Here is a 21523-nt window from a genome sequence, read left to right as displayed (position 1 = left end):
AGATTAATTTGCCCTTAATCTCTGGTAATGAAATCACCCTGCTACCCCAGGTTAATAGGCATTTTCTCTTACTCTTTGGCCTCCGTCTCCTAGAATTTAAAAAAGTATTCCCTTCCCTATAAATTCCCTTAATTATTCTCAACTCAGGAAACCTTTAAGCCAAAATAAGTTAAAATTAAATCATCCGAACTATTATTCATTACCTCATGAACTTCTCCCGGTTCTATAGCGATGCAAGTTCCCATTTCTATCGGATAGTCGGTGCCATTGATGCGAATTAATCCGGAACCTTGGGAGACAAAGAACACCTCACACATATCGCCATGAGTATGGGCAGCAGCTACTTGACCCGGGGCAAATTTGGCCTGGGAAAAATTGGTAAGGTGAGGCAAATCTCCGGCCTTAAGCATCACTTTTTTTTGAATGGCCGGATTATGGGAAACGGATTCGGTTAGGATACTGTTTAAAGATGTAATTTTCATAGAAATTGGGCAATATTAGCGCACTTGTTGAGCAGCGGTTTTTAGGGTTTCAAGTAACTCCAAAGACAAATTAAATTGATTGAGTTGACTCGATTGCTTGCCATCAATGCTGGGTCCATGATAGTCACTCCCGCCGGTCCTCAGTAGCCCATATTCGGCACAAAATTGTTCTAATTTCTGGACTTGGTAGGGGGTATGATGAGGATGATAAACTTCCACCCCCATTAAACCGGCTTCGACCATCTCTTTTAAGACCATTTCCACAGGTCCACCCCGGAATAAATAGGGATGCGCCCAGACGGGAACTCCACCACAGCTACGCAACAGATTAATTCCATCTTGAATGGAAAATTTTTCATAATGAACATAGGCGGGTTTGTCTTCTCCAATCCACCGTTCAAAAGCTTCTTGACAGGTTTTAATATAACCGGCTTTAAGTAAAGCGGCGGCAATGTGGGGACGTCCGGGGGCCATTCCGCCTTTTGAGGGGGGTAATTCCACAGGATAGCCGAGGGCCGCTAATTTGTCTAGGGTTTGTTGTGCACGGTCAATTCGCCCTTGCAGCCGTTCGTTTAAGGGCTGTTGTAATTTTTCTCGGTCGGGATAAAAGCCTAAAATATGCAGCGATCGCCCGTTATGCACGGTACTCAGTTCCAGTCCCGGAACGATTTCCAGCGCGCCCGATTCCGCAGCGGCGATCGCTTCGGGCCATCCGGACATGGTATCATGGTCCGTAATCCCTAAGGCCCGGACCCCTGCGGCCACTGCTTGTTCCACCAGTTCAGTCGGGGTCAAGGTACCATCAGAATAGGTCGTGTGACAGTGAAGTTCTAGCATGATTTAATTCTACCCAAAATAGCCCAGTGATTGCTGCTTAAGTTCTTCACAATTATAGCCGATTCTCTGACTCCAGGAAGCAACAAAACCGGATGGGATTACCGGGGAATTGAGCGGATCAGGGTACTGCGGGCTCAGAATTTGGCCCACCGGGAAACACTTTATCCTTTGTTAAAAAGCTGACGTTCAGCTAAAATCAGGTTTAAAGCGGCTTCACTCTCCAGGGGTTTAGAGAAAAAGTATCCTTGAGCATAATCACAATCTAGGGTGCGCAGGAGTTCGACCTGTTCGGCGGTTTCCACCCCTTCGGCGATCGCATCCAAACCGAGGGTGTGAGCTAAAGCAATGGTCGTCTGAACGATTTCACAACTTTCATCTAATCCGCGCATCCGGCTCACAAAACTGCGGTCAATTTTTAGGGTATTGATGGGCAATTCATGTAACCGCGCCAAGGAAGAATAACCTGTTCCAAAATCATCAATGGACAGATTAATTCCCAAGGCTTTAATCCGGTCCAGAAGTGCTAAGGCGGACCCAGTATTTTTCAAAATCACACTTTCAGTAATTTCCAACTTTAAGTAACGGCCACAAATCCCACTGGAACGGAGGGTTTGCTCAATTCGTTCGATAGTACCGACTTGCCCAAAGTTGACCCCGGAAACATTCACACTCACGGTCAAATCTGCTGCCGCAGGATATCGCTGTTGCCACCACCCCAACTGCCGACAGGCTTCGGTCATCACCCAGCGATCGATCGCGCCGATCTGCCCCGTTTCCTCGGCGAGGGGGATAAATTCCCCAGGAGAGACTAAACCCCGAGTCGGGTGATGCCAGCGCACAAGGGCTTCAAATCCCACAATGTTTCCTGTAGCGAGGGAAACGATGGGCTGATAGTACACTTGAAAGGGCTGGCTTTCTGGGGGGGTGGGATGGATCGTATGGGCGATTGCCCGTTGGAGATCGGTTTCCAACTGTAAGCGAGCGATCGCGCCGTCATGCATATCCCGGGCAAAGGGAACAGACTGACCTTGACCTTGCTGTTTGGCGTAATGAAGTGCGGTATCGGCGTCGCGCAGGAGTTCCCCCGATCGCGCATACCCTCCGTGATCGAGGGCAATTCCGATACTCACCGAGGAAAAAATTTCATGTTCGTTGAGGGAGAAGGGAAAGCGCATGGCGGATTGGATGCGATCGGCAAGCCGGGTTACATCGGCGAGGGCGGTGATATCAGTGAGCAAAATGGCGAACTCATCTCCCCCAATTCGAGCAAGGGTCGCCCCGGGAGTTAAACAGGACTGGAGGCGGTGGGCGGTGGCAATCAGGAGGCGATCGGCCACCCAATGACCTAGGCTATATTTGACAATTCGGAAGCGATCAATATCCAGTAACAGGACCGCGACTTTGGGCGATCGCACCTCCCTGGGGAATGGCGGGGTGCCCAGGTCATTGTGAGCCGTCTGCATGGCGATTCCCAGATTCCTCACAAATGAACAGCGGTTCGCCAATCCCGTCAGGGGATCGGTGAAGGCATAACGCCGCAGGAGATCTTTGATATGCTTGCGATCGGTGATATCCCGGGCTACCCACAGGACCCGATCGCCATCGAGGGGGGAGACTTTGGCGGAAAATGCCACCTGGCGATCGCTCAGGGTGAGTTCATACTCCAGCTCAAAGGACTTTTGCTCCTGGACTGCTCTTTGGATGTAGTCTAAAAAGCGATCGGCTAAGGGTACCTCAAAAATCTCATGGAGGGTTTTGCCCACCAGTTGGGATGCAGCACGTTCCAGCAAGGGAGAATCCGTAGGCAGAATTTTCAGATAGCATCCTCGGACATCAAACAACAGGACCACCTCATTAATGGCATTTAAGAGGGTGGTCATTTCCATATTGACCGATTGCAGGGTAACCTCACTCTGCCAGCGATCGGTGATGTCTTGCACCATTGAAAGAATTCCGGTACATCGGCCTGGGTCGTTAAACAAAGGGGTATTATACCACTCACAAACAATCGTCTGCCCCGATTTCGTGAGGTTTTCGTTAATGCTATGGGCATTGAGGTCCCCGTGGTTGAGGCGATCCAAAAGTTGGGCAACCTGCGATCTCGTCTGGGGGGGGACGATCAGATCCGAGGTCTGTCCTAACACTTCCTGACTACTATACCCAAACAGTCGTTCTGCCCCCGCATTCCACCCCAGAAAGCGACCTTCGGTATCCAAGAGAATATGTGCGATCGGCATTCGCTGGATATGGAGTTCCAAAAATTGTAGCCCGTTCTCTGCGAATTCGTCGCTTGGAGGACACAATGGATTGATGTGAGGAGAGCCAGCTTTAGGGAGAAAACTTCCCACTGATTGTTGTGCTGTTTCCTGGCTTATACTTAAGGTAGACCCGGGTTCTCCCCGCTCCCGGGGGTCGAGAAGGACCTGAGAGTTTTCCCCGGGGATGGCTTGACCTCCTTCCTGCTCCTCTGGGAGATCGGTCTGTTGCGCTGTGGCGGTTAAGCCTGATTTTCGGTAGCGGGCGATCGCGAGATAAAGCAATGTCGAAGTTGCCACAACTAGGCTAAAGAGCCACTCCACCCCCGGGACTGGGGTCAGGGCGATCACCTCCGGTACAACCCGGACTTGGAACAGTCCTAAGCAGACTAGGCAAGGACGGGTCCAGACTATCACTCTACCTGGACCTGCGAAGTTCAATTCCCATTCATCGGCGCGCTCTCGTTTCATAAGCTTTCGCTTTTTTTTAAAAATCCTTCTAACTTTTGTGAGTTGTCCCCTCGAAATCATAGATAGGCGCTAGCTATCCTCATCGGAGTAAAGTACCTCACTTTTTAGAAAAAATGCCGTCAAATTGTTCAGCTTAAAATGAGACTTTAAATTTGATTGTCGCCTTCTATCCAGATTCAGCAGTTTGGCGGAGCTATTCCGTTGCCGGGGGTTGCCCCTCGGGGAAGGCATAAAGTAGTAAATCCTCGGGAATTGTATTAAAATTTTTCCGTCAATTCTGCACCTCCATAACATAATTTTCCTGGCTCTTGTGTTCGGTTTGGCGAGTCCGGTCCTGGAAAAAATCACCCCGCTGTTTAAAAGTTAGTCGCCACCAGCGCTGGAGTGACTTTCACATTTTAGCAGATTTTTGAAATAATTTAGAGTGTGTAACACCCCTCATCGGAAAATTGATGAAACCGGGTCTTTAGGAGTAACAATTAATTGATTGATAGCGATTAAGTTGAATGGCCAGACGAGGGTCAACCCGTAGATGGATGTCCGTTAAAATAAAAGGTTGAGGACAATCCACCCACTGTAGGTAATAACCCCGGGGGTTAGGGTCGCCCTTTCCCCTGGTTGCGATCGCCTCCTCTTTCTAAGTAGCGACTGGTCTAATTCGGCAGTAAAATCAAGGTATCTATCGTATTCGCTTCGACCCCCGGACGACTGCTAACCATTGGGTGATAGTCCAGATTGCGCCACAGCGGTATCAAATCAGCATAATGACGGTGGAAAGCATGACCCGATTGACCCGGAGATGTGACGGCAACGGAAGCATTCAAATCGCTCAAATCCAGAATCATTCGCATGGATGGAATCCAGGTCGCCTCAAAGGATTTTCGAGCATTCCAAGCTGTTGCATTCACAATGGCATTGCCACCGGCGATCGCTACTCCACCCCGATTAAAAATTGCCTCAATCGGAGCAATTCCCGACTGACCTAAACTTTGATTTCTAAAGGTTGCCTGATGCAGATCTCCCCATTCCCAACCCTGGGGATTTTTCCCTAAGCGGTTTTCAAGTTCTGCCACTGCTGCGCTAAAAGCTTTTTGAAAGATTAAATTGCGATTTTCTACCTCTGGAGTCAGTACATTATCCCACCAGAAACTCTCCTGACGCTCAACTAAATCGGCCATGACTTTCATCCAGCGTTGCCCACCATTGGGCCAAAAATCGGCCAGAAAATTGTCATGAAAAGTTGCCGTTAGTAATTGAGTCCAAAATGATTCAAAAAGAGCTGCTGCTGAGCTTTGCTCCCCCATCTGAAAATCCCAATCTTTTAATAAATCTCGAATCCTTTCTAGGTGAGAATCCCCTAGAGGCAAATTGAGTAAAATCGGGACTAACTTTTGAGCATTGAGATTATAATTATCTCCTTGCATTTCTCGGAAAGATTCAAAATCAAACCCTGTTTTTTTGGTGTTCAATAGTTCCAAAATCCGTTGAGCGCGAAATCCATAGTCCCAATCTTTGGTAATCAGATAGGGATAACTCTCATCAACCACTGCATTATTCGCCGTGACAATATAACCGGAAGGAGGATTGAACGTAAAGGGGAGTTGCTCAAAGGGAATATAGCCATTCCACTCGTGTTCATCGGTCCACCCGGGCAGCGGATAGCGGCCATCACTCTTGGTTCTAATGGGCAGTTTCCCTGGCATTTGATAGCCGATATTACCGTCAATATCGGCATAAACGAGGTTTTGGGCGGCGATATCAAAATCCTGGGCAGCCTTGCGAAAATCTTGCCAATTTTGGGCTTGATTCAGTTGGAGAATCGCGGTAAATAGACGGGCCGGTTCTAAACCCGTCCAGCGCAAAGCGATCGCATAGATATCGGGGTTATTGCGGGTTAAATCCGGAACGAGCAAGGGTTTGAGTTTGGAGTAAGTTTCTGAGATCAGTGGCCCATGTCGGGTGTAGCGAACCGTTTGTAATTCCGTCTTTCCGCCCGCCATTTGAATGGTTTCGGTGACTTGCTCCATGTCCACCCATTTCCCATTCACTTCATACTGATTGGGATTTTCGGGATTAATTTTTTCGATATAAAGGTCCATCGTATCCGCCCCAACATTGGTACATCCCCAGGCGATGCGATCGCTGTGACCAATAATAATTCCCACCATGCCAGCAAAGGAAAATCCAGTGACATCGTAGGGACAATCAGCAGTTTTAGAAGTACAATGTAAGCCCATTTCATACCAAATCGAAGGCATTTGTATTCCTAAATGAGGGTCATTGGCTAACAGGGGTTTTCCGGTGGAAGTTTTTGCACCGGAAACTACCCAACTATTCGACCCTATTTCCCCACCTCGGGGACCCGTCAGACTTGCTAGGGCGGATATTTGCTCAGAAATGGAATTGAAACTGGGGGAAAGCAGCTCGGCGATCGCCTCCATAGGAACTTCGGTTTCTACCGATGTGATTTCGCCCAACTGATTCCCCATTAACTTAGAGTCCTTTTGGGCAATTTTCCAATCGGGCAAAATCACCGGCGCTTGATTAGAATAGGGGGGAAATAGCTCATTTACCTGTTCTGGAGAATAGGTTTGAAGTAAGACAGCCCGTTCGATTTCTTCATCCAGATTTGTGCCTAAATCCCAGGCCATAACCTTCGCCCAAGTCAGGGTATGTTCCGGTTGCCAAGGTTCAGGTTTATAGCTGGGATTCATCACCTTTAAAATCCCATATTCCAAACTTAAATCTGTGCTATGATGTTCTTGGAGATAGGCATTCACCCCTTCAGTATAAGCAGTTAAAGGAGCTAGGAATTCATTTGGTAACGTGGGGATTTCTTGTTGGGCAATCCGGGCCCATCCTAAAGTGCGTAAAAACTGATCGGTTTTCAGTTGAGATTCACCGAAGAGTTCCGAAAGACGACCGGCCCCCAGATGTCGCCAAAAATCCATTTGCCAAAAGCGGTCTTGGGCATGAATGTAGCCTTGTGCTAGAAATAAATCATGAGAATTTGAAGCATAAATATGGGGAATTCCATAAGCATCCCGTCGCACCTCAACGCGATCGCTCAGTTGGGGTAACAGAATCTGGCCCGATTGTTGTGGCCAAGAATCCGTAACCCAATATAAGGTAAGCGAGGTCACTGTAACCGTGAGAATTACAGCGATCGCCCCGAAGATTTGCAAGCCTTTACGAAACTGGGGTATCATGAAATCAGCGCTACAATGAGAGTGTAATACAAAGTCAGCGGTCAAAGATTGGGTTTAGGATTAGACCCAGGGGCTTGGGCCCGATAGCCGCACCCATCTAGGACTCTGTTTGGTGTAACGACCGCTCAGATTTTAACCCCTCTCAACCCAGGGCCAGAAACCGCAATCCACTCTCAGACACTTCAAGGGGGTGGGAGGTTTTTCCAGATCCGGGTAGGGTTCAAACCCCGCCGCTCTCTGGGACCTCCTTTATCCTTTGAACTGCCAAATTTTTGACCACCCTAATCAGGCGATCGGGTTGAATGGGTTTAGAGAGATGTTGGTGAAAGCCAGCATTCAGAGCGCGGGCGCGATCGCTATCCCGGGCATAAGCAGTAAGTGCCAATGCCGGAAGGACCGGCTCCGAATCAGACTCTTGACTTCTCACTTGCCGGATCAAAGAATACCCATCCAATTCAGGCATCCCAATATCACTGACCAAAACATCGGGTTTGTCCTCAGCGATCGCCGCTAATGCTTGAGTTGCCGAGGACACCCCCCGGACGATCGCCCCAGCCATTTCCAGGGTAGTCATCAAAAACTCCAGAGTATCCGCTTCATCCTCCACCACCAGCACTCGCAACCCCGCTAAAAGCAGGTCATCATCCGCCGGATTAGAATCATCAGGAATCACATCCGAACCATCCGCCACAGTTTCATTCCCGAGTCGGCGTTGTAACAGAGGTAAAGTCACCGTAAAAGTTGCGCCCTTGCCCGTTCCCTCACTGTAAGCCCGAATACTGCCCCCATGCATTTCCAACAAATGACGGACGATCGCCAATCCTAAACCCAAACCCCCGTAAGAGCGCGTCGTGGTACTATCAGCCTGCCGGAACCGCTCAAATACAAACGGCAAAAAGTCCGGTGCTATCCCCATTCCCGTGTCCACCACTTCCAAAATGGCAAAATTGCGCGATCGCCTCAACCGGACCTCAACCCGTCCCTCACTTGGAGTAAACTTAATCGCATTCGAGAGCAAATTCCACACCACCTGCTGAATCCGATTAATATCCCCCGAAACCACCCCCACCGAGTCATTGACATTCTGGATGAGCTTAATCTGCTTAGCCTCAGCACTGGGACGCAAAGACTCGATCGCCGAAGAAATCGCCACACTCAAATCCACCGGCTCCAAACTCAGAGCCACCTTCCCCCGCAGAATCCGGGAAACATCGAGTAAATCCTCAATCAACTGGGTTTGAACCCGGGCATTACGCTCAATTGTCTCTAATGCTCGCTCCGTTGTCGCCTCGTCAAACTTGCGAGTGCGCAGTAACTGCGCCCAACCTAACATCGCATTCAACGGCGTTCGCAACTCGTGAGAGACGATCGCCAAAAACTCATCCTTCATCCGGTTAGCTTCCTGGGACTCGCGATACAACCGAGCATTATCAATGGCAAACCCCGCCCGCCGCGCCAATTCCTCCGCCAACATCAGATCCTCGGGTTTGTACCGCCGCCCCGATTCCGCAATATTAAAGCTAATCGCACCCAAAGTCCGACCCCGAGCCACCAAGGGGACAATGGTACAGGACTGACAGCCCAATTGGCGCATCAGCCTAAGATGTTCCGGATCCCGAGCTGCTGCAACCCGCATAGAATCAGTCAATTCCGGAATCAAGATCGGCTTACCCGAGGAGACAACCTGGACAATTCCATCATCATGATTTAAGTCCAGAGGATAATACTCTTCCATCTCACGCAACAACGCCTCCTGGGCCCGATCCGTATGAGCCATCGCCAATCCCGAGATTTGTCCGCCATCCTCCACAATATAAATGACGCAGTAATCGGCGATCATCGGCACCACCAGATTCGCCAAACTCATGAGGGTTGTCGGGTAGTCCAGGGAAGAAGCCAAAACCGAAGATACCTCCGCCAGGAAATATTGCCGTTGTTCCGCTTGGTGCCGGGGAGTAATATCGCGTCCCACCCCGACAATTCCCGTGACTCGACCCTGGCGATCGAGCAAGGGAGAGAGAGAAGTTTGACAGTATTGAGTGCCAGCATCCGTCTGGAAACTCCATTCATAGATCACGCTCTCCCCAGTCAGGGCTTTTTGATTCGCATCGTTATGAATGGCTGCCGCTTCCGGACCAAACAGATCCCCAGCGCTTTTGCCGAGAAAGTTTTCCGGCAGGATTTGGGTGCGCTCGAACCAGCGGCCAAAAATCGCTGTATGCCGACCTTGACGATCCAAAGTGAAAACGATGTCATCCATCGAGTTGACCAAGGTGCGGAAGCGTTCCTCACTGTCGCGCAGGGCTTCTTCAGCTTGCTTGCGATCGCTAATATCAGCCAAGATTGACAGGTAGCTCACCTGGACCTTAGCATCCCGCAAAGGAGCCGTCCAGATAGCCACATCAATTTGCTTTCCGGCTTTAGTCAGACGACGAGTTTCCGCGCCCATTAAAGAATTCCCCGCTAGGGTAGCGGAAATATTTTCTTGGAACTCCTCCCGTCTTTCGGAGGGGATAGCCGGGAATTGACGCCCGATCACTTCCGCTTCACTCCAGCCCAAAATTCGCTCGGCGCTTTTATTCCACATTTTTACCTTCCCCGTGGGCTCCAACACCATCACCGCCAAGGGGCAAGCTTGAATCAGGGCTTTGAGGGTTTGATTTGTTTCCCGTAAAGCTTCTTGGGTTTGTTTAAAGTCCGTGATGTCCCGACTGATGCAGATGGCATGGTCCAGGGACCCATCGAGAGCCTGTTCGGGAACCAATCGAGATTGATAGTATCGCGTTCCCTTCGGGGTGGGTAAATAGCCTTCCACAATCCCCTCTTTTGCCGTGGCGAGGACTTCGCTCACGCTTTGTTTCCACAAAGTATCGATTTCCTCGGGGAAGCCCAATTCCGAGAAGGTTTTGCCGATAAAGGCATTCTGGGAAATGCCCGTTACTTGTTCGATCGCGTGATTCACATACTGATAGCGCCCTTCCGAATCCATCCGCGCAATAATATCTGGGGCATTTTCGGCCAGGGCTTTGAATTCCTGTTCACGACGGTAGAGTTCCTGTTCGATTTGCTTGCGTTCGGTGATATCCATGCAGACCCCGATCAAGCGATCGCTATTTTTGGCTTTATCCGGGAGTCGTTTGCCAATACTGGCGACCCAGGCAACGGTGCCATCGCGCTTCACCACCCGGAATTCCACATTAAAATCTTGACCTCGTTCCATCGTGGCGATCGCGTGAGCATTGAATCGCGCCCGATCATCGGGATGAACGATTTTGATTAAGCTATTGTAGGTCCCCCCAAAGCTACCCACTTCCAACCCCAATAAGCGATCGACAATCTCAGACTGAGCAATTCTGCCCGTAGCGATATCCCAATCCCACATTCCCATGTGGGCCGCTTCCAAAGCGAGGCGGAGACGTTCTTCACTTTCACTTAAAGCCGCTTGAACTTGTTTGCGTTCGCTCAGGTCCAGAACAAAGCTGATCCCCATATTGGTGTAGTCTTGTAAAGGCACTTGGCCCATCAAAACCGGGACGCGCCGACCATCTTTGCGAATTAATTCCGTTTCCGTCGGGGTTGCCACTCCTTGCATCCCACTGACGGTCATTTCCTCATCATCACTGTGAGCAAAGGGGTTAAGATTCTGCCAAATCACCCGCCGCGATCGCAAATCTTCCGGGCTGTAGCCCACAATATTTAAAAACGCATTGTTCGCTTCGCTAATATTGCCATTGCGATCGCCAAAAACTAATCCAATCAAATTCGACTCATAGATGTGCCGAAAGCGTTCTTCACTCACCCGGAGTGCTTCCGAAGCATACCGACTTTCCGTCACATCCATGCAGACCCCCAGCGCCCGCAGAGGCTCCCCATCCTGATCCAACAACACTTGACCCTTACATAACACCCAGCGGATCCCCAGATGGCCTCTGGGAATCCGAAATTCTATTTGATAATCAGTACGATTGGCGATCGCCTCTTGAACCGCTTCCTGGAAACTGGGGCGGTCCTCGGGATAAATCCCTTGCACAAAAGCTTCGTAGGTTCCATCAAAACTGCCCTGGTCGCTGCCAAAAATCCGCGCCACCATCGCCGATCGCTTCACCTTCCCCGTTTTGAGGTTCCATTCCCAAGTTCCCATTTGAGCCGCCTCTAGGGCTAATTTACTCCGCTGTTGGGACTCCCGCAGGCTATCTTCCGCCTTCCGTTGTTGGGTAATATCTTCAATAAAAGCAATAAATCCTTTGACCTCTTGGCGGTAACCCCAGTCCGGAACGTAGGTCGCCCGAATATAACGGGACCCTCCCTCGTGATAGGGAAGGTGGGTTTCATAAGTCACAGACTGTCCCGATAACGCCACCTTGACATAAGGCCGAATCACTTGATAGGCCGCCTCTCCCAGAATCTCCTTAAGGTGCTTCCCTGCCAGAAAATCCCGCGAATGTCTAAACCACTCCTCGTAGCGTTGATTGTTGAAACGATAGAGTTCTAAAGCATCCACATAAGAAATTGCCACAGGTAAGGAATCCGTCATCACCTGCAAAAACTCTTGTTTTTTTTGTAATTCCTCTACAGCGGCCCGTTTAGACTGGTTGAGGGCATGAATCAGAACCGTCACCAAACTTAATACCCCCACCCAGAGCAGATCATCCCATCCTATGCTCCAGGTAAAAGGGGAATTTGTAAAAAAATGGTCAATCGTCGCTGCCGAGAGCAAGGTTGCAAATAACCCCGGTCCGATTCCCCCATATCGAGCAGCGACCACCACCGCCGCAAAAAACAGGACGGAGGGAGTCACTTCAATCAGTGGGAATAGCAGTTGAGTCAGCACCAAGGCGATCGCCACTGATGCGGTAGCAGCGCCATAATTTAGCAGATGGGAGCGCTTGAATTTCCAGAACATATTCTGCCCTCTGAGTTAGCTAGCCCGCGCTCTGGGCAGGAGCCTTACCTGCGCGTCCATATTTGCAGCAACGTCTTTTAGTTTAGCGTGGCGAGCGATCGCGCCTCGGCGTGGGAGTTTAAGGTCTTTCTGTCCCTAGAGCGATTTACCCCTCGTTGGTCCACAGAAATAGAGTCTTTTTGTTTCCTCTTTAGAGGAACTGACCGATTCCCATCCGGGGGGTTCCTAATCAATAGGGGAATAATTCGGCCATCTCTATTGTTTTCTGTGTAATCTATCCCCGGGTTTTCCATAGGTTGGTTAGTCTTAATTTCCGCCCTCTGAATTGATTTTAATTTTATCATTTTTTTAAGGATATTTTCTGGCCATTCACCTTGGGATCCATTGCCCGAAAAGCGCTGACGCCGTTAGCTGCTATAGATCAGTTCAAATCATTCTCGTGGGTAATCCAAGGGAAGCACACCTCTATTTTGGCGAAAGAGAGTCCCCCAGAATGCTCCAATTGATAGAGACTCCCTCTCATACTTCAAAAATAGATTTTGCGTCAGCCAGTGGCGATCGAAGGAGAGATTAATCCTCATACAAGCCGAGTGAATCAGTGAGTTAGCCCGGGTCAATACCTTGACTGAACTAGGGTGAATCATCGGACAGATTTCCCCGGCTCAAACTCCTCCCCTCTTATTCTACCCCGCCCCTTTTTAAGGAGAACAGGACTTACACGCGCTTTCCGATGTAACGCGATCGCCACAGGCCATTCCTGCCTGAATCCGAGCGATGGGAAGAGCCAATCCTCAAATCAACCGCTTCATCCCCAGAGGGACAGGAGGATGCTTTGTCCCTCCCCCCAAAATAGGATTTTTTTTTCTATAAATCCCGATCAAGGTGATGGGTAAGTCCTCGGGGTAGCCACCGGGATCAGCACTCAAGCACCATCGGGATCTATTTCTGTCAAAAATCAGCCACAAAATTGCTCAAAAATAAAGGAAGCGATTCGATTGCGTCGTTTCGCTTCCACGGGTCCGGATTAGAAGCAATCCGCTGCTGTCACTACACTGCGGCCAACGGTTGCGCTTCCAGGGCCGGACGCTGGCTATGGCGAATCCCTTCGATCGCCTTTTGATAGTCCGGAGCACCAAACACGGCGGAACCAGCAACAATCGCATTCGCACCGGCTTCGATGACTTGCCAGGAATTGTTTCCTTTGAGACCGCCATCGACTTCAATCCAGGGGTCTAAACCGCGCTCATCGCACATCTGGCGCAGCTTCCGGATTTTGGGAACCACACCGGGGATAAAACTTTGACCGCCAAAACCGGGGTTAACGCTCATGATCAACACCAAATCGCACAGATCCAGAACGTATTCGATCAACTCCAACGGCGTGGAAGGATTGAGGACCACACCAGCTTGTTTGCCGAGTTCTTTAATTTGACCGAGGGTCCGGTGGAGGTGAGGGGAGGCATTGTGTTCGGCATGAACCGAAATAATATCGGCCCCGGCTTTAGCAAAATCCTCGACATACCGTTCCGGTTCAACAATCATCAAATGCACATCCAAGGGCTTGGATGTCACAGGACGAAGGGCTTGGACCACGAGAGGGCCAATCGTAATATTGGGGACAAACCGGCCATCCATGACATCAACATGGATCCAATCTGCCCCAGCGCGATCGATGGCCTGTACTTCCTCTCCCAGACGACTAAAATCTGCTGATAGGATGGAGGGAGCAACGACAATAGGTTTGTTTGATTGCGTTTGGGTCATGGCTAACAAATATTTCATCCGTCCGTCAAGTCGTATTCAGTTTAACAAAATATGAAGAAACTCCCTAATTATTGGTTGGTGTGTGGAGCAGTAACGGGAACGCGCTTAAAATTTCGGACTGGGTTAAGCGGACTCGTCGGCGGCGTCAGTATGGCTTTAATGGGAATTCCCGCCGTTGCCCTTCCCACTTCAATTAGTGAAATCGGCATTGATGCTCGTCGGCTGCATGATGCGCCCTATAACTTAACCGGGAGAAAAATTGCGATCGGTCAAGTAGACATTGGCCGCCCTCGAAAATTTGGCCTCGACAAACAAGCGAACCTCTATCGAGAAATCCCCGTCCAGCAAGTTTTCATGCAGGATGCACCGGCTAAAACCAGTCCCACAGATGATCCCCAAATGAAACCGGCTGAACAACACGCCGAACACGTGGCTTCGGTGATGATTAGTTCGGATAAGGCATTTACTGGGGTTGCCCCAAATGCCACCCTCTATGCGGCTGGGATCGGTTTGTTGCAGCGTAGTGGACAACCGGAAGAATGTTTAGCGGCTCAAAATCTGGCTGAACAAAATAGCGGAGATGTGAGGGCGATTAACTACAGTTTTGGGGAATCCCTAGACCTGGATCCGCGTCCCAATGCGGTTTTAGATGGAAACGCCCTGCTGACTCAATGTTTGGATTGGTCAGCGCGGGTCCATAATGTGCTTCATGTGGTGGCTGGAAATCAAGGACGCGGGGGCATTCCTATTCCGACGGATAATTATAATGGCATCAATGTCGCCTTTACGACGCTCTATGAGGGCAAGTTTGCCAAAGTAGACTTGGCGAATATTGGCGGTGCCTTTAGTGGCATTAGCAGTCGCTTGATTGGCTTAGAGGGGAATGTGGACAACCGACGCGCCATCAGCTTGGTGGCTCCAGGCAGTAACTTGGATTTATTGAGTTTAGATGGTCAAGTCACTCGGACCAGTGGCACCAGTTTTGCGGCCCCTCATGTCACGGCAACGGTCGCCCTGTTGCAAGAATATGGCGATCGCCAACTCCATCAACAAGCCAACACTCCCCAATGGACCCTCGATGCCCGCCGTCACGAGGTAATGAAAGCTGTTTTAATGAACTCGGCGGAAAAAATCGAAGATACTGGCGATGGTCAGCATTTAAAAATGACTCGCACAGTTTTTGCCCACCAGAACCGCACCTGGTTAGATTCCGACGCTTATAGCAGTCCAGAAATTCCCCTGGATGGAGACCTGGGAACGGGCCATCTGAATGCTTACCGGGCCTACCAACAGTTTAGTGCGGGTCAGTGGGGTCCGGGAAATGCTGTCCCGGGAATCGGGTGGGATTATCGCACGGTTGAGGCCAATAGTTATCAAGAGTATGTTTTAGACCAACCTTTAGAGGCGGGCCGCTTCGTGTCGATTTCTCTAACCTGGAGTCGGTGGGTCGATCTGGTTGATGAGAATAATAATGACAAATATGATATGGGGGAAGGGTTTCGCGATCGCGGGTTGAATAACCTAGAACTCTATCTGATGCCAGCCGATGAAACCGATGTTCGCAAGAGTGTCTGGTCCTCGGTTAGCAAGGTCGATAGTACCGAACATATTTATCACCCCATTCCCCAAACAGGCCGTTATAAAATCCGGGTGTACTTTGGCGATCGAGTGAATGAATCCACCCAACCTTACAGTTTGGCTTGGTGGACGACCCCAGCTCCTTAAAAGTGCTTAAACTGATGCCTAAAACGCTGATGGCTAGGACTCCCCAGCTATGACCAAGTTTCCGCCTAATTCCCCTGCTGGCCCCAAACGCCAGTCTTCTAAAATCCTGGACGAGAGCGATCGCCGAGTTCGCTCTCGTTATGCTGCATCGGATTGGTCTGAAAAGGACTTGAACAGTCCCCCCCCCACCCTGCCTCCTGAAGACTTAGAAAACAAAGACCTCGCCCATTTAGGACTCTTTTTCTACTTCCTCCCCATCCTCGGCTTTTTCCCCGCCTTGTGGACCTTATATCGCCACCGAGGTAGCCGGGAACAAAAAGCTGCCTCTCGCCTAGCCATTACCCTAGCCTTTGGTTGGCTACTCGCATATATTTTCTTGGAAACCGGCGCAAGAAGTTCGGAATTACTAACAATTCCCTTGTTATTAATGAGTAGTGTGTTAACCTCGGGCTATTTTGTGGTAAATATTTGGCTGATGGTTCGTCTGTGGCAAGGTCGGCCACTGCGATTACCGGGAGTATCACAGGTCGCTGAGGAAATTGTTGGCAAGCATTTATCCTAGACCTCTCCGGGAGTGATCGTTCCCGGCGATCGCCATGCCTAAAGCTCACTTGGGGTTTAGGATCCGACAACGGCGAATGACTGGCTAGACGGCGACCCCCCAATCCCAGGGAACAGGAAATAGCCAATCAACCAATCAACGGTACGGGGTGTTTAACACCTCCACAGCCGTTTGTCTAATCGAGCGTGAGGATGCTCGTCCGATTTGATCGATATATTGTTGAGTGTGTGAGGAAGCCCGTGCCAAATCAGAACGTATCCAAGCAACGCCCGATAGCGGAACCGACCGCTACACCCCGGACTAAAAAGCTCAATAAAGAAAATCGGGGACGTTGGCTTTGGCTTTGTTTTGGCTTAAGTGGTGTGGCAATGCTCTCGGCAACAGCAGGAGCCTTGCTCGCCGTATCTTTGTCCAGCACCCCTTTAATGCAAAGCCGACTCAGTGCTGAAGATGCAGCTATATTTTCTAACAGCGATCTGGCGCGGACCAATCTTAAATTGCCTGAGCTCACCCGCTCAGTTAACATTTTAATCCTAGGTACTAGCGTTTTAACGTCTGACCTCAAAGAAGAGAAGGTTCCCGAATTAGGATACCATGCCCCGGTTAATTCCCTGGATGGTCTTGCGGATGTGATGCTGTTGGTCCGCTTTGACCCTGAAGCTAATAAGTTAACGGTTCTTTCTATCCCCAGAGATACCCGAACTTTAGTGGAAGGATATGGCGTCCGCAAAATTAATGATGCCAACTATTTTGGGGGCCCTGCTCTGAGCGCTAAGGCGGTTAATGAACTCCTCGGCGGTGTTCGCATAGACCGTTATATTCGCATCAATGTTCAAGGGGTTGAAAAATTAGTGGATGCCCTCGGCGGGGTCAAGATGTATGTCCCGGTGGATATGAAATACCAGGATGATAGCCAACGCCTGTACATCGATCTCAAGCAGGGAGAGCAATATCTCGCGGGCAAAGAGGCACTACAATTTCTGCGGTTTCGCTACGATAAGTTAGGGGATATTGGTCGGATCCAGCGTCAGCAAATGATGATGCGATCGCTGATGGATCAAACCCTCAATATCAATACCATCACCCGATTACCGAAAATCCTCTCGGTAGTTCAAGAATTCATTGATACAAACTTAACGATTGAAGAAATCGCTGCTCTAGCGGGTTTTGCTGCCCAAACTGAATCTTCTAATGTGCAAATGTTAATGGTGCCAGGAGATTTCAGCGATCCCCAGGAATATGAAGCCAGTTACTGGTTACCCAACTATGAACGCCTGGACGCGATGATCGCTGAACATTTGGATCTCGACCTTCATGGCAGGCATTATGATTCCGTGGATCCGGCTTATGTCCGGGTCGCAATTCAAGATAGTACGGATAACTCGGATGCGGTTGATCTGTTGCGAAATAACCTCTCGGAAAAAGGGTATTGGAATGTTTATGTTTCCAATCCTTGGAACCAACCGTTAGCGGTGACGCGGATTGTTGCTCAAAATGGCGATCTCGAAAGTGCCCAGGCGATTCGAGATGCCCTGGGCCTTGGGGAGGTGAGGGTGGAAAGTACGGGCAGTTTGCGATCGGATATCACCATTCAGATCGGTAGGGATTGGCTGGCTAAACAAACTCTCCCGAATCCCGCCCCCTCGGTTCAGGAGTCTTCCCCAGAGGACTCTTATTATTCCGAGGACTCGGTTGAACCGCCTGCTGCGGATGAGTACCCTAGCGAACCTCCTGTCACGGAGGAATATACAGAGTGGACCCCGAGTGAACCCTCTGTAGACTCTTATGGGGACCCCTACGCTGACCCCTCGGCTACCCCCTATATAGAGCCCACAGTTCCCCAGGAAGAGGGCTATTGGCAATCCCCTGGTTACTAGGGTTGGGGTTCATCATTAAATCCAGGGGACAAGAAACCGGGTTTCTAGGATGTCGGGTTTCTAGGATGAGGGAACAGTATCGGGAAGACCACCGGGTTTCTATCTGGCCCCTGGGATGAAGATTGGGGAGATTGAGGAGATGGGCGATAACGACAGCAAATCGTTACTACAAACTATCGTTCTTAATTCCTCCTCCCCATCCTCCCCATCCTCCCCATCCTCCCCATCCTCCCCATCCTCCCCATCTCCCGTATCCTCCCCATCCTCCCCATCTCCCGTATCCTCCCCATCCTCCCCATCTCCCGTATCCTCCCCATCTCCCAGTTTTAGCGAAAATTCTCAGGGTTGAGCTGATGGCTGGATCCGTTGCTGCTGTTTTCTCTAAGTTGCACCCCTGTCCCCCCATCCATTGGGTCTAAGAAAGGCCGTAAATCAATATTTCCGGGCTGGACTTGAGTTGGGGTGCCGCTGCCGGGAATGGGCATCCCGAAAACATCTTCTAGGGTCTGCAATAGGTTGCCCCCTTGGCCGTTATCCACTATGGCATTCACGGCTTCGGTTTCACGACCGCTATCGGCAACGGTCAAGTTTTCAAAGACGCGATCGCGAATTAGTTGGGGGTTCTCTCCCGGGGGGACGGTCAGGACTATCTGACAGGTCGGATTTTTCTCGGTGGTCACGCAGATGGTGTCATACCCATTTTCTGTCCCGATCGCCAGTTCTTGCATCCCGTCTTCCCGGTAAAACTCTAAGCGACGGGCAATTTCGTTACAGCGTCGGTCTTCGGTCCAACCCCCGCCCAAGGTACTGGGTTTGGCCCACTCATAAACCTGCCCGGGTTGACTTTGAGGGGAGTACATTACGGTGTACTGTCCATCCACGACTTGACAAGTAAACCGGGCATTATTGGCTGTGGGGGTATCTCCCTGATTGGAATCCCCTGTTTCTGTTGGCGAATTGGGTGGAACTCGCACGTTATTCGGGGTCGGCAACTCCTGGGCTAAGACTGTACCACTTGTACCCAGCAGCAAGGTTAATCCCAGGGATGCACTGACCCCTCGGATTGCTGCAAGGGGACTCGCTACGGGCGATTTATATTTGGGGTGAAACATAGCAAAGATCTCCAATCATTATTATACGTCTATCATTAATCCTTCTTTAATTATGACAAGGCCATTCTTGAAGTCCCCCCATTCCACTTGGGCGATCGCTCCCGGTGTTAATCAACAACCCCTGACGCGGTTCCCGAATAGATATAGATGAAACACAAGAGTGCAAATTCATAAAAGAAGGGTCCTGTTTTTCCTATGACGTCTTCTCGGGGTAAAAAGATTCTGAATGGGGGATGGAAATTCATTCTCCAGGGGGCGCTCTATTTTGTGCTGGTGAGATAAAATTAATCGGCGAAATGCTTAGGCCGTCAGTATAGGGTTAAAACCCCCATTTTCTGGGAAAAATAGATGTTCTTTTGCACTGAATGTAGGGTGAGAAGCCGGGGTTTTTCCGAGGGCGATCGCCCTACCCTGAACCCCACAAATCCTATTAAATTGTTTGAAACCTGGGCTGATCCGGCTCTTTAATATACCATGTCTTTAAAATCAACTTATACTCTATACAAATTAAGGCTTTGAGGTTGGGATTACAGACCGCAAGGTCGCGGTAGATTCTCACGAATCATACCTAGCAGCCTCTCTCCAGATGAGCTGGATTTGTGACTAGACCCTCCATCGAAAACTCGGGGACGGGATTTCTCAAACCCCGTTGTTTGACCCTGGGGCGATCGCTGATGCAATCCTTCTGAGGGTTCTGAGTGTCTCATCCATTGGGAACAAAGTCTATGGCATTCGCCCCCTGCTAACGAGCGGGGATTTGAGCGGGTTGGGGGATCTCTGTGGGGAAAAGATGCCGACCACCGGACGCTTCCCTCTAAAATAGAAAACGAAACCTCTCTCGCAACTGACTCATGACCCCAAGTTCAGACCTGGAGACCGTGACCCAGCAAGACCCCCCCCAACTTTATAACCCCGGTGACCCTGAACCCACTGAGGATGACCCTCTCAACCACTTCCCGGATGAGGTGGAGATGTCTATCTTCGATCACCTCGAAGAACTGCGGATGCGAATCTTCTATTCCCTGATTGGGGTAGTATCCGGGATGGTTGGGTGCTTCATTTTTGTCAAACCGATTGTTCACTTATTAGAGGTCCCAGCACAAGGAGCCAAATTTTTACAACTGGCACCGGGAGAATTTTTCTTTGTCTCCGTCAAGGTTGCTGGTTATAGCGGATTGGTCGTTGCCAGTCCATTTGTGCTCTACCAAATTATCCAGTTTGTCCTCCCGGGACTGTCCCTGCGGGAACGTCGGATTATTGGTCCGATTGTTCTGGGATCAACTTTGCTGTTTGGTGTCGGTCTCGTTTTTGCCTATATTGCTTTGATTCCTGCTGCCCTAAATTTCTTCGTTAGCTATGGAGCAGGGGTAGTCGAACAAATGTGGTCGATTGATCGCTATTTTGAGTTTGTGCTGCTGCTATTATTTAGCACGGGATTAGCGTTTCAGATCCCGGTGATCCAGGCGCTGCTGGGTGTGCTGGGAATCGTCTCCTCTACAAAAATGCTGGCGGGTTGGCGCTATGTGGTGGTGGGTGCTGCAATTTTAGGGGCGATTTTAACCCCCTCTACTGATCCGCTGACCCAAAGTTTATTTGCTGGTGCAGTCCTGACTCTATATTTTGGGGGAGTGGGATTGGTGAAGGCAATGGGAAAATAAGCGGTTTTGGTTCAGTCGTAGGGCGATCGCCGATGGGCAGAGGGGTCCTGGAGGCGATCGCCCTTGTGCGATCTGTCATACAATTTTAGAGTTTAGCCGTTAGGGTTACAGACCCTTTATAAGTCAGGATTCTCCCCCTCCAAGCGCTCCTTGAGCGAGTGCCAGACCCAAATAATATATCCCCCGTCTAGGCTCAATCTGGGGTAAAATTGTAGAGTTGAGAGTTTACCGTGGAGATTTTTAAACTCTTTCTAGGGCAGGATTCTGGCTGCTAGGCGGGATTGGATAAAGTGCCCAGGCAAGATCAGTGTACCCTATGGTGTTCCTCTCGTAGCAGCAAATTTAAATTTGAGATTTTAAATTCGAGACTTTAAATTTGCTAACCCTTTCTCTATCAGGATTCTGGTTGTTAACCGGATGGCACGGATAAAGTGAACGCTCTGTGTAATCGGTTCAAGTGCTTGCCAAATGTGGCGCTTGTGAGTTATGACCGTACCCAAATAATGTTAACCTAGTCATGAAACCCCTCGGTGCGATTTATGATTTCCGGAAGTTGACGGAACAAGTGTGATTCCCATCAATTTTTTTGATGATTAACTCACGACTTTGTAATGCTGAATACGTTGTTAAATATCCGTTGGCCCATATAATACACCCATCCGGATGGA

At 49.9% G+C, this 21523-nt stretch carries 11 protein-coding genes; 4 read left to right on the top strand and 7 right to left on the bottom strand.

The features are described 5' to 3' along the window. Window positions 1-143: 143 nt before the first annotated feature. The 6 genes from NG792_RS18660 to rpe form a co-directional block, all read right to left on the bottom strand. Window positions 144-482, bottom strand: coding sequence for a cupin domain-containing protein (locus NG792_RS18660; protein WP_261201419.1), 339 nt, complete (start codon window positions 480-482; stop codon window positions 144-146). 15 nt (window positions 483-497) lie between these two features. Then, a complete protein-coding gene (locus NG792_RS18655; RefSeq protein WP_261236377.1) occupies window positions 498-1319 on the bottom strand; it encodes a PHP domain-containing protein in 822 nt (273 codons plus the stop codon). 161 nt (window positions 1320-1480) lie between these two features. Continuing rightward, window positions 1481-4045: a sensor domain-containing protein gene (locus NG792_RS18650; RefSeq protein WP_261236376.1), complete on the bottom strand. Its 2565-nt coding sequence runs from the start codon at window positions 4043-4045 to the stop codon at window positions 1481-1483. A gap of 653 nt (window positions 4046-4698) precedes the next feature. Beyond that, window positions 4699-7254 carry a penicillin acylase family protein gene (locus NG792_RS18645; protein WP_261236375.1) on the bottom strand — a complete coding sequence of 852 codons (2556 nt, stop codon included), beginning with the start codon at window positions 7252-7254 and terminating at the stop codon, window positions 4699-4701. 220 nt (window positions 7255-7474) lie between these two features. Beyond that, a complete protein-coding gene (locus NG792_RS18640; RefSeq protein WP_261236374.1) occupies window positions 7475-12157 on the bottom strand; it encodes a PAS domain S-box protein in 4683 nt (1560 codons plus the stop codon). A gap of 1047 nt (window positions 12158-13204) precedes the next feature. Further along, a complete protein-coding gene (gene rpe, locus NG792_RS18635; RefSeq protein WP_261201426.1) occupies window positions 13205-13921 on the bottom strand; it encodes a ribulose-phosphate 3-epimerase in 717 nt (238 codons plus the stop codon). Between the two features lie 51 nt (window positions 13922-13972). Here rpe and NG792_RS18630 point away from each other — a divergent pair, with 51 nt between their 5' ends. From NG792_RS18630 to NG792_RS18620, 3 genes are all read left to right on the top strand, one after another. Beyond that, entirely contained in the window at window positions 13973-15646 is a 1674-nt protein-coding gene (locus NG792_RS18630) for a S8 family serine peptidase (RefSeq protein WP_261201427.1), read from the top strand. Between the two features lie 49 nt (window positions 15647-15695). Then, the gene (locus NG792_RS18625) at window positions 15696-16208 is read left to right on the top strand and encodes a magnetosome magnetite crystal formation protein family (RefSeq protein WP_317619431.1); all 513 of its coding nucleotides are present in this window, start codon (window positions 15696-15698) and stop codon (window positions 16206-16208) included. A gap of 239 nt (window positions 16209-16447) precedes the next feature. Next, window positions 16448-18085, top strand: coding sequence for an LCP family protein (locus NG792_RS18620; RefSeq protein ID WP_435387590.1), 1638 nt, complete (start codon window positions 16448-16450; stop codon window positions 18083-18085). Window positions 18086-18411: 326 nt separating this feature from the next. Here NG792_RS18620 and NG792_RS18615 read toward each other — a convergent pair whose 3' ends face one another. Continuing rightward, a complete protein-coding gene (locus NG792_RS18615) occupies window positions 18412-19197 on the bottom strand; it encodes a COP23 domain-containing protein (protein WP_261201429.1) in 786 nt (261 codons plus the stop codon). Between the two features lie 851 nt (window positions 19198-20048). Between NG792_RS18615 and tatC the strand changes: the two genes are divergently transcribed. Beyond that, a complete protein-coding gene (gene tatC / locus NG792_RS18610; protein WP_261201430.1) occupies window positions 20049-20855 on the top strand; it encodes a twin-arginine translocase subunit TatC in 807 nt (268 codons plus the stop codon). Window positions 20856-21523: the final 668 nt, after the last annotated feature.

Source organism: Laspinema olomoucense D3b (assembly GCF_025370785.1).
In the GTDB taxonomy this organism is placed as follows: domain Bacteria; phylum Cyanobacteriota; class Cyanobacteriia; order Cyanobacteriales; family Laspinemataceae; genus Laspinema; species Laspinema olomoucense.
This window is presented reverse-complemented; position numbering and strand designations above follow the sequence as displayed.

What these genes read in the sequence shown, in the direction of transcription:
- NG792_RS18660 (WP_261201419.1), bottom strand. Translation starts at nt 482, where the DNA reads ATGAAAATTACATCTTTAAACAGTATCCTAACCGAATCCGTTTCCCAT.
- NG792_RS18655 (WP_261236377.1), bottom strand. Translation starts at nt 1,319, where the DNA reads ATGCTAGAACTTCACTGTCACACGACCTATTCTGATGGTACCTTGACC.
- NG792_RS18650 (WP_261236376.1), bottom strand. Translation starts at nt 4,045, where the DNA reads ATGAAACGAGAGCGCGCCGATGAATGGGAATTGAACTTCGCAGGTCCA.
- NG792_RS18645 (WP_261236375.1), bottom strand. Translation starts at nt 7,254, where the DNA reads ATGATACCCCAGTTTCGTAAAGGCTTGCAAATCTTCGGGGCGATCGCT.
- NG792_RS18640 (WP_261236374.1), bottom strand. Translation starts at nt 12,157, where the DNA reads ATGTTCTGGAAATTCAAGCGCTCCCATCTGCTAAATTATGGCGCTGCT.
- rpe (WP_261201426.1), bottom strand. Translation starts at nt 13,921, where the DNA reads ATGACCCAAACGCAATCAAACAAACCTATTGTCGTTGCTCCCTCCATC.
- NG792_RS18630 (WP_261201427.1), top strand. Translation starts at nt 13,973, where the DNA reads ATGAAGAAACTCCCTAATTATTGGTTGGTGTGTGGAGCAGTAACGGGA.
- NG792_RS18625 (WP_317619431.1), top strand. Translation starts at nt 15,696, where the DNA reads ATGACCAAGTTTCCGCCTAATTCCCCTGCTGGCCCCAAACGCCAGTCT.
- NG792_RS18615 (WP_261201429.1), bottom strand. Translation starts at nt 19,197, where the DNA reads ATGTTTCACCCCAAATATAAATCGCCCGTAGCGAGTCCCCTTGCAGCA.
- tatC (WP_261201430.1), top strand. Translation starts at nt 20,049, where the DNA reads ATGACCCCAAGTTCAGACCTGGAGACCGTGACCCAGCAAGACCCCCCC.